6 protein-coding genes and 1 pseudogene are annotated in these 8,198 nt (G+C 55.0%); 6 read left to right on the forward strand and 1 reads right to left on the reverse strand.

From position 1 onward, the window contains the following. Positions 1–19: 19 nt before the first annotated feature. The 6 genes and pseudogenes from trkA (at position 20) to GSM73_RS02625 (ending at position 7,426) form a co-directional block, all read left to right on the forward strand. Positions 20–1,393 carry a Trk system potassium transporter TrkA gene (trkA, locus tag GSM73_RS02605; protein WP_047229820.1) on the forward strand — a complete coding sequence of 458 codons (1,374 nt, stop codon included), beginning with the start codon at positions 20–22 and terminating at the stop codon, positions 1,391–1,393. A gap of 178 nt (positions 1,394–1,571) precedes the next feature. Beyond that, positions 1,572–1,883, forward strand: coding sequence for a tetratricopeptide repeat protein (locus GSM73_RS02610; RefSeq protein WP_047229821.1), 312 nt, complete (start codon positions 1,572–1,574; stop codon positions 1,881–1,883). 352 nt (positions 1,884–2,235) lie between these two features. Then, complete coding sequence (locus GSM73_RS02615) at positions 2,236–2,850, forward strand: alpha/beta fold hydrolase (RefSeq protein WP_107323194.1); 615 nt, start codon at positions 2,236–2,238, stop codon at positions 2,848–2,850. A 377-nt stretch (positions 2,851–3,227) separates the two neighbouring features. Continuing rightward, entirely contained in the window at positions 3,228–5,216 is a 1,989-nt protein-coding gene (locus GSM73_RS02620; protein ID WP_160891476.1) for a M10 family metallopeptidase C-terminal domain-containing protein, read from the forward strand. A 12-nt stretch (positions 5,217–5,228) separates the two neighbouring features. Then, positions 5,229–5,330: pseudogene (locus GSM73_RS28155) on the forward strand (hypothetical protein); the annotation flags it as partial. 440 nt (positions 5,331–5,770) lie between these two features. Beyond that, complete coding sequence (locus GSM73_RS02625) at positions 5,771–7,426, forward strand: HEPN domain-containing protein (RefSeq protein WP_160891478.1); 1,656 nt, start codon at positions 5,771–5,773, stop codon at positions 7,424–7,426. Between the two features lie 173 nt (positions 7,427–7,599). Here the strand turns inward: GSM73_RS02625 and GSM73_RS02630 are convergent, their stop codons facing one another. Continuing rightward, the gene (locus GSM73_RS02630; RefSeq protein ID WP_160891480.1) at positions 7,600–7,962 is read right to left on the reverse strand and encodes a DUF6124 family protein; all 363 of its coding nucleotides are present in this window, start codon (positions 7,960–7,962) and stop codon (positions 7,600–7,602) included. Positions 7,963–8,198 lie beyond the last annotated feature (236 nt).

The following is an 8,198-nucleotide window of genomic DNA, read 5'->3' on the forward strand; positions in this document are numbered from 1 at the left end:
ATTCGATAGGAGTGACCGGATGAAAATCATCATCCTCGGCGCAGGGCAGGTCGGCGGTTCGCTGGCTGAACATCTGGCCAGTGAAGCCAACGACATCACCGTGGTCGACACCGACGGTGACCGCCTGCGCGATCTCGGTGACCGCCTCGACATCCGTACCGTACAGGGCCGTGGCTCCTTGCCTACGGTGCTGCGTCAGGCCGGTGCCGACGACGCCGACATGCTGGTGGCTGTCACCAACAGCGATGAAACCAACATGGTGGCCTGCCAGGTCGCTCACACGCTGTTCCACACCCCGACCAAGATCGCCCGGGTGCGCGAGGCGGCCTACCTGACCCGCGCCGACCTGTTCGACAACGAAGCGATCCCGGTGGATGTACTGATCAGCCCCGAGCAAGTGGTGACCAACTACATCAAGCGCCTGATCGAACACCCGGGCGCTTTGCAGGTGATCGACTTTGCCGAAGGCAAGGCGCAATTGGTCGCGGTCAAGGCCTACTACGGCGGACCGCTGGTGGGCCAGCAACTGCGCCAGCTGCGCGAGCACATGCCGAATGTGGAGACGCGGGTCGCGGCGATTTTCCGACGTGACCGGCCGATCCTGCCCCAGGGCGATACCGTGATCGAAGCGGACGACGAGGTTTTTTTCATCGCCGCCAAGGCCAATATTCGCGCGGTGATGAGCGAAATGCGCCGTCTCGACGAAAACAACAAGCGCATCGTGATTGCCGGCGGCGGGCAGATCGGCGAGCGTCTGGCCGAAGCCATCGAAAGCCGCTATCAGGTCAAGATCATCGAGATGAACCCGGCGCGCTGCCGTTACCTCTCGGATAACCTCGACAGCACCGTGGTGTTGCAGGGCAGCGCCTCGGACCGTGACTTGCTCCTGGAAGAAAACATCGCCGACGCCGACATCTTCCTGGCCCTGACCAACGACGACGAAGCCAACATCATGTCCTCGCTGCTGGCCAAGCGCCTGGGGGCGAAGAAGGTGATGACCATCATCAACAACCCGGCCTACGTCGACCTGATCCAGGGTGGCGAGATCGACATCGCCATCAGCCCGCAACTGGCAACCATCGGCACCTTGCTCGCCCACGTGCGGCGCGGCGACATCGTCAGCGTGCACTCCCTGCGCCGTGGCGCGGCCGAAGCCATCGAGGCGATTGCCCATGGCGATGCCAAGTCCAGCAAAGTCATCGGCAAGGCCATCCGCGACCTCGGCCTGCCGCCAGGCACCACCATCGGCGCCATCATCCGTGACGAACAAGTGCTCATCGCCCACGACGACACCATGATCCAGACCGGCGACCATGTGATCCTGTTCCTGGTGGATAAAAAGCATATTCGTGATGTGGAGAAGCTGTTCCATGTGGGGTTGAGTTTCTTCTGATCCAGGCTTTGCGGTGGCAGCAATGGCCTCATCGCGAGCAAGCTCGCTCCCACAGAGGATCTCCATGGCTCACAAATATTTGTGAGCCACCCCAACCCCCTGTGGGAGCGAGCTTGCTCGCGATAGCTATCTAGCAGCCAACTAATCAACCCCTGACACACCAGATAAGGACGCCGCCATGCTCGACTCCCTGGAAAAAATGCTCGCCAAAGGTGTGGATAACTCATTGCTGCGATTCGGCCTGGGCAAGGGCTACCTGGACCTCGGCGAATTCGCCCGGGCCGCCGAACACTTCCAACGCTGCGTCGAACTCGACCCCAAATACTCAGCAGCATGGAAACTCTTAGGCAAAGCACACCAAGGCCAAGGCGATCTACCAGCCGCCCGCCAAGCCTGGGAACAAGGCCTCGAAGCCGCCCGCGCCCACGGCGACAAACAAGCCGAAAAAGAAATGACCGTGTTCCTGAAAAAACTGGACCGCCACCCCTGACTTCACACAAAACTGCTTTTGTGGCGAGGGAGCTTGCTCCCGCTTGAGTGCGAAGCACTCACAAAAAAGCCCTCCCAATCCACTGCCGATCCGCGAAAAGCTCAGCCGGCGCAAAATCTGTGGGAGCAAAGCTTGCTCGCGATAGCGGTAGACCAGCAAAACCGTTTGTCGACTGACCTGCCCCAATCGCGAGCAAGCTTTGCTCCCACAGGTTTGCGGCTTAACTGATCGTCATTGGCCAAGACCGACCCTTCGCTACCGGCGGCTCTCGTTGCGAAGTGGTTGCCGAAGCTTGCGGCATCCATTTGTCCTCCTGCTGACTCTTTCAATCCCACCTTCAAGGACCGAACCCGTGATTGCATCCCCCACCAAACTGCTCTTCCTACCCGGTGCCTCTGGTAACACCCAGTTCTGGCACCCGGTTGCCGAGCGCCTGGCCTACCCGGCGCAGCAGGTCCATATCGGCTGGCCTGGCTTTGGAGACACGCCGCCCATGCCTGGCATAACCGGCATGGAAGATCTGGCGACGTGCGTGCTGGCCGAGATCGACCGGCCGACAGCGCTGGTGGCGCAGTCCATGGGCGGTATCGTTGCTGTGCTTGCAGCGCTTGAACGCCCTGAGTTGATCACGCACCTGACGCTGACCGTCACCTCTGGCGGGATGAATATGTCTGATCTGGATGCGCAGGACTGGCGCCCGGATTTTGCTGCCGCCAACCCGACACTGCCGAGGTGGTTTCTCGACGATCGCACCGACCTCACGCTCCGGTTGGCCGAGTTGCGTATGCCGGTCCTGCTCCTCTGGGGAGATGCTGACCCGATCAGCCCCGTTCGCGTCGGCCAGTGCCTTGCTGAACTGTTACCCCGTGCGCAGCTACACGTTTTCCCTGGCGCCGATCACAGTCTGGGCTGTACGCATGCAGATGAGGTGGCAAAGTTGATCGAGAGACATCTGGCCTGCGGGTGAGCGGGGGACTTGTTGCTACTGGGTCAGGGGAAAAGGAAGCAGGGGCATTTATGAAAATAAATCTGTCCCGTTTCTTCACGTTTCTTCACCCCTGACACCGCTCTCAAGTCTTGAAGGCTCGCCCCCCGTGGCGAGGGAGCTTGCTCCCGCTTGAGTGCAAAGCACTCACAGAAAAGCCCATCGCGTTCTCAATACCAGTCCGCCAAACAGCCAACACGCAACTTCAGCCAGCCTAGCGTTATCTTGCGCAGTTGCCGGAGACCGGTTGCATCGATAGCAGAAGGTCGCCCAAGAACCTCCCTTCGTCTCGTAAATTGGCAACCTGACTGAGCCGTGCCTATAGTCTTTGGCGCTAGACAGCTACCGGAGGCATGGACATGAGCCAGAGCATTTCGCCCGCCGCTTCAACTGCGCAAAAAACAGGCATGGTCGCCACGACCTTATGGGGCTCGGACAAAATCGCAGGTATCACGGTCGATCCGGACGGTGCGATCTGGCTTGGCGCTTATAGTCGCCTGGGGCTGGGAGGCGAAGAGGATTCAGGTTTCACCGGCAGCCTGGTCCGGTTCAATGCCAACGGTAGCCTGGACCGCAACTTCAGTGGCGACGGTAAATCGCTCCTCCCTGTGGCGCTCGATATCGAGGACGGCGGTAATGCCGCCGTGCAGCCGGGAGGGAGCTACCTGGTGGCGCGCTACGTGAAAGTAGGCGACGCCTGGGTGTCGGGCATCACTCGTAACTTGGCCGACGGCAGCCTCGATACGAGTTTCGGGAACGGCGGCACCGTGACAGTGCCTTTCTATTGGAATGAAGATCTAGGCCAGCAAGCGTCGTTCTCCGTGCAACGCGACGGCAGCTTTTTCGCCAGCGCTGGATATCCCTCTGGAGAGATCTATATCGCCCGCTTCGACGCGACGGGGGCCTTGATTTCGTCTTTTGGAGAGGCCGGGGTCCTGCACCTACCCGCGACCGTCGGCATTCACCCCAGTAGCACGTTCGACGTTTCGCTGCAGGGAGATGGGAAGGTATTGGTCACGGGGCAACATACCCTGACCCGCCTCAACCCGGACGGTACGCTGGATAGCAGCTTTGCGAACGGCGGCAGCCTGGCCCTCGATGTCCACGCAGACGCCCTCGTCATCCAGGATGATGGCAAAATCCTGCTGGCGGGCGCCTCGGGCGGCGTGGCGACCGTCATCCGACTCAATGCCGACGGTTCACTCGACACCGGTTTCGGTGAACAGGGTCGGGTAAGTTGGGGCTCAGAAAGCGCTCCTTTCGCAGTCGCCGACATGATCGTGCTGGCCGACGGCAAGCTGTTGATTGGTGGCAGCCAAGGTACCAGCGCGGACGGCTATCTGGCCGCCCTGGTTCAGCTGAACCCCGACGGTCGCCTGGACCACAGCTTTGGCAACCCCGACGACGGCTATTACCACCTTGACGGTGGCGGCGATGCTGACTTCTTGCTCGGTACCGCCTCGTTCGACGATGCAATCTTTGGCGGAGCCGGAAACGATCTGCTCGATGGCCAGCAAGGTCGTGACCTGCTGACGGGCGGTGCCGGGGCCGATACCTTCCGTTACCAGTCAGTCACCGACAGCTACCGAACCGCGACCGCGGCCCATAGCGACCGAATCACTGACTTCGACCCCAGCAGCGATACCCTCGACCTCTCCTCCCTGGGCTTCCTCGGGCTGGGCAATGGCCATGACGGAACGCTGGCGATACGCGTCAATGAAAGCGGGACGCGGACCTACCTCAAAAGCTTCGAGGCCAACGCGGATGGGGAACGCTTCGAAGTGGTCTTCGACGGTAACTTGGGCCAAACGCTGAATGAAACCAACCTCCTGTTTCAGCAAGCCAGGTTGGTGGGCACCGAAGGGGACGATCGTTTACAAGGCAACGCTCGAGGCGAAATCATCGAAGGGTTCGCGGGCGATGATCGCCTTTATGGCGCGCTAGGGAATGATGTATTGGTTGGCGGAGAGGGCCGGGACCTGTTGGTGGGTGGCGGTAACAACGATGTATTCCGCTTCGACGGACTGAGCGACAGCTACCGTACTGCCACCGAAAACCATACGGACCGCCTGATGGACTATACCGTGGGTGAAGACACGATCGACTTGTCCGCTTTGGGCTTTACCCGACTGGGAGATGGTTACAACGGCTCGTTGGATGTGGTGGTTAGTGAAGCGAAGAACCTCACTTATTTGAAGAGCTACGAAGCCGATGCCTCTGGGGCTCGATTTGAGTTGAGCTTGGTGGGGGATCACTCCGGTTATCGTGACTTAAACATCATCTTTGCCGAGCCTTCGGAAGAGGAGGCCATTCAATTGGTCGGAGTGGCTAACGACGTCTGGGTGTAAAACGCAAACCAAGGCGATCTACCAGCAGCACGCCAAGCCGCCCGGGCCCACGGCGACAAGCAGGCCGAGAAGGAGATGATGGTGTTCCTGAAGAAGCTGGATCGTCAGCGCTGAACTCACACAAAACAGCTTTTGTGGCGAGGGAGCTTGCTCCTGCTTGAGTGCGAAGCACTCACAAAAAGCCCACCGCGTTTTCATTACCTGTCCGCCAAGCAGCTGACACATACAACCCTGTGGCGAGGGGATTTATCCCCGCTGGGCTGCGCAGCAGCTCCAAACAGTCAACGCGGTCTGTCTGATATACCGAGAACTACAGAGTCTTAATCTAGATGTCTGCTTTGGCCGAAACGCCGGTTGCGAACGGCAGCAGTCGGCCAGAAGCGGACGTTCGCGGGTGGATGTTTACGACCTTTTGCAGTCAGTGGTGATTGGTGAAAATTGGACAGAAGCAAACCTTGGGTATACTGCTATTGCTTCACTACTACAGACAAAATGAACAATTCTCCTTGTATATAGATATGCTGAATCCAAATTCTTTGGGAAAGGGTTAATCAATGATACAAGATTTCGATTTCTCTAACGAAATTGAGTGTAACGTCGAGGTTTATTGTGATGATATTATCTTGGGTGAGGGGAAGTTGACATTTGGCGGCGGCAGTTTTATATGTATACAGCTAGACCTTAACTCTAATTTCAGAGTATCACAAAGAGAACTTCCGATCCTTAAGGCGAAAACAAAAGAGGGGCGAAACTTTACTCTCTTCAGTTGCGAAATTGAAGACCGCTTACTATATGCAGATTTTATTGTTTGCGGCGATGTCAAGACTGGCATAAGTGAGTTTCATGTTAAGTATGCGGAATTGTCTGATTGGTTTTTACATGGCCAATATATTATTGGTGAGCTGGGCGAGAGTGTAAGCTGGAAAAATCCATCGCCCCAGCTTTCTATAACTATAAAAATGGCTGACGAAGATTTTGCTCTAAAAACTGAAACAGTTAGCAGTTTAACAAAACGTGGCGAAGATCATGTAATACACGAGCATACGCGTTTTGTTTTTGAGCGAGCTGGTGGCGTGTTTTCAGTTGATGAGCTCAGGGGAAAATCTTTTGAGCTCTCCACCTTGTTATCTCTGCTAACTGCAACCCCTGTATCTATTGCAAATGTATGGGTTGGTTTTGGCGTGGGTTATCCTATCCCTACCTACTTTCCAGCCTTTAAAAAAATCGACAGAGGATCGTCGAGCGGAGCTTATTGGCTAAGTTGTTTAACCCAAAGACATTCGTTGGATGATAAATGGCAGTCAATATTTGAGCGGTTTTATACTTCCCGCTATCGGAAAACTTCGTGGGTTCGTCTTGCAGGTATGCAACGTTATGAGGGGTTCTGGGAGTTCAAAATTCTGGGATATGTGAGTTTGCTTGACGAGTACGTTAGCACCTATGCAGAAATCGCAAATCAAAAAGTGACCAAAGCTGAGAATAAAAAAGTCACAAAATTCAAAGAGCAGATTAAGCTTTTAAAAAAACCTTTGGACAAATCTCAGATTAAAGATATGGAGTCTCTTGTTGAATCGATTTTCGTGACATCGCGCGAATTGACGTTCAGAGAGAAATATGATTACGCAAAAAATTTGACGGATGAAAACATTCGCAAAGTTATCAACTTGACGGATGATGACTTTTCGCTAATAAAGCGAATTAGGGATAAAGTTGCACATGGATCTGCACCAGACTTATCTGATACATCATATCAGGAGCTTCATGTTATCGTTGAAAAGATTGCGCTTCTGATGACTTATTGGGCGCATTCCGATCTCGGATTTTCACCGTCTGATTTTGCAGCTGCTTTGAAGTATACACATAATCGCCTTAAATTTAACCAGGGGCTAGACAAAATCCATCTCGACCGCATAACCAATTCAGCACAATTCATTAAAGTTTCAGAAAGCCTTTTTGAAGAATTTGCCTCTGGTCAAGTCTCGATTATTAACGCCTGCTTTATTCAAAGCTCGGAAGGAGAGCTAGCGTACTCTGAAAGGCACAAGGATATGTACAATGCATGGATTAATGATCGAGCTAGAACGAGCAATAAGGTTATTGATGCTTTTGGGTCTGAGTCTGAGCGAGTGACTGCGGTGGACGGCTTGTATTTGGAGTGCGGAGAAAAAACAATACGATTGCATATGGCATACATTATTAAGGACGTATAATTTCATAAAGCAACTTTCTATGGGAGATGTAGTAAGGGGGGCGTGCGCAATATGGTTCCATAACAGCCGGTCATGACTGACCGCTTCTGGCCGTTTTCGGTCACTCTTGGAGGGCGGGAGGCAAAAAGAAACCCGACGCAGGACGCCGGGTTTTTTCATTGGCAAGCTTTTACCTATTGCCTCGGCTCCACGTTATCCAACACCCGATTCGCCAGCAACGAACTCAGCTCAATCAGCTGCTGAATCCCCTGCGCCACATGACGCCTCGATCCCTCCAGATCAAACGCCAGATCACTCACCATGGCATCAGCCGAAGCCAACGTCTCACTGAGGTTGGCAAGCAAACATTCGTTATCGAGGCCTTTCACGACGGTGTATAGCTGGCCCGGTTTGGGGTCGTCTTGGGATTTATCCGGTTTCGGTAGCAAGTAGTGATCGAGCACCCGTTTGGTGGTTTCGTCTTGCTGCTTGGCTTTAGATTTTGCGGATTTGGAAGTGAAATCTGCCTCTGGCGGATTCGGGGTCGTTTTGAACATTGACGTAATCTCTCAATTAGGCCGCAACCCTCTCGCTACTAAACGAAAGGGTGGCGGCTGTGCGCAAGTTAGTAGACCGGTGATTACGTCAAACCCGGCGCACCCGAGGGTGCCATGCGCACAGCCACCATCGAGAACAGGCAATGCCTGACTGATGAGACTTGTACACCGAGACGTAAACCGGGCTACTAAACCCGACCACTGATGGGCAGTGGCAGGAAAGACGATAGAACCCA

The sequence above is a fragment of the Pseudomonas sp. PICF6 genome (assembly GCF_009831705.1).
Classification (GTDB): Bacteria; Pseudomonadota; Gammaproteobacteria; order Pseudomonadales; family Pseudomonadaceae; genus Aquipseudomonas; species Aquipseudomonas rhizophila.